This is a genomic window from Marinobacter goseongensis (assembly GCF_023156235.1).
Classification (GTDB): Bacteria; Pseudomonadota; Gammaproteobacteria; order Pseudomonadales; family Oleiphilaceae; genus Marinobacter; species Marinobacter goseongensis.
In genome coordinates this window covers 1-1,272 of the sequence record NZ_JAKZAI010000075.1, presented here as the reverse complement: position 1 = coordinate 1,272, position 1,272 = coordinate 1, and the positions used below count along the sequence as shown (strand labels likewise).

Sequence of the window (1,272 nt, the reverse complement as noted above, 5' to 3'; positions counted from 1 at the left end):
CTCCTTCATTTGAAAGCAGGAATCAGTGTGGCGAAATTCAGTTGCCAGCCACAGGTGCGGATTTATTGGCGCTTACTATATAGTGGCCTCGCCTAAACATGGCATCAGCACGATTGAGCCCAACAGCTTTGACCGCAATACGAACATCAGTGGCCTGCAAACTTGGACTCGCCAGCGAGTCAATAGTTAATACCTCGGGGCCACCTAATTCATGGAAGCGAACAGTTCGAATTAGTTTTCTTGGGCTCATATGCATCCTCAACAATGTCTTTTTAAGCAATTACATCAATAACGACTTTACCCATGGACCCCAACTCTACGGCATTATGTGCATCCATGGCCGTGTCAAGGGAAAAGCGTAACGGATCGAGTATTGGCTTAATTTGTGCAGCTTCAACAAGAGCCGTAATTTGCCGCAGAATGTCACCATGATGTTTGCGCCCCTCTCCGCTGAGCTGTGGGTGTAACACAAAAATCGCTGACAATGTTGCAGAGCGTAATGACGACGGTGCCAGGTTATGTGAGCTGAATGCAGCACAGCTTAAAATATGTCCATAATGTGCAATGATACCTAATGAGGCATCGAGTACAGAGCCACCGACAGTGTCGTAAATGATATCGAATCCTTTGCCTTGGGTGTATGCGTCCACGTACTCAGCAGGGCTTGCAGTGTGATAATCAATTGGCGTGGCACCAAGCGCCTTGAGGAGTTGTTGTTTTCCAGTCGATGCAGTGGCATAAACGTCGGCACCTAAGGCCTTAGCAATTTGCACAGCTACATGCCCAACTCCGCCAGCTCCACCCTGGATAAGGATTTTCTGGCCCGCTTTAACATTCGCCTTGTCAACCAAACCTTCCCAAGCGGTAAGTGTAACCAGAGGTAAAGCCGCAGCTTCACGCATGGACAAATTTTTCGGTTTGAGAGCAAGTAACTCAGCATCTACGTTGGCATACTCAGCCAATGAGCCTTGCAGTCCTCGCACTCCGCCAGTCAGACCATAAACTGCATCGCCTACTGCAAAGTCGGTGACGCCGTCGCCGATAGCAACAACTTCTCCAGCCAAATCGGTGCCAAGTACTGCGGGTAATTCCGGCATGGCATAAGGCGCGATACCTCGGCGGATCTTGTAATCAATAGGATTGACTCCACTCGCAAATATTTTTACTTGCACCTGACCTGCTGATGGAGAGGGTAACCTGAATCCGTGAGTTCAACCGGCTGAAACTGTATCCAAAGCCTGCAATAACAAAGCCTTGGGCGATATAATAGCA

At 48.8% G+C, this 1,272-nt stretch carries 1 pseudogene; it reads right to left on the bottom strand.

Features of this window, described 5'->3' with window-relative positions:
- Positions 1-272: 272 nt before the first annotated feature.
- Positions 273-1,196 (bottom strand): annotated as a pseudogene (locus MLC70_RS18390) (zinc-dependent alcohol dehydrogenase family protein); the annotation flags it as partial.
- Positions 1,197-1,272: the final 76 nt, after the last annotated feature.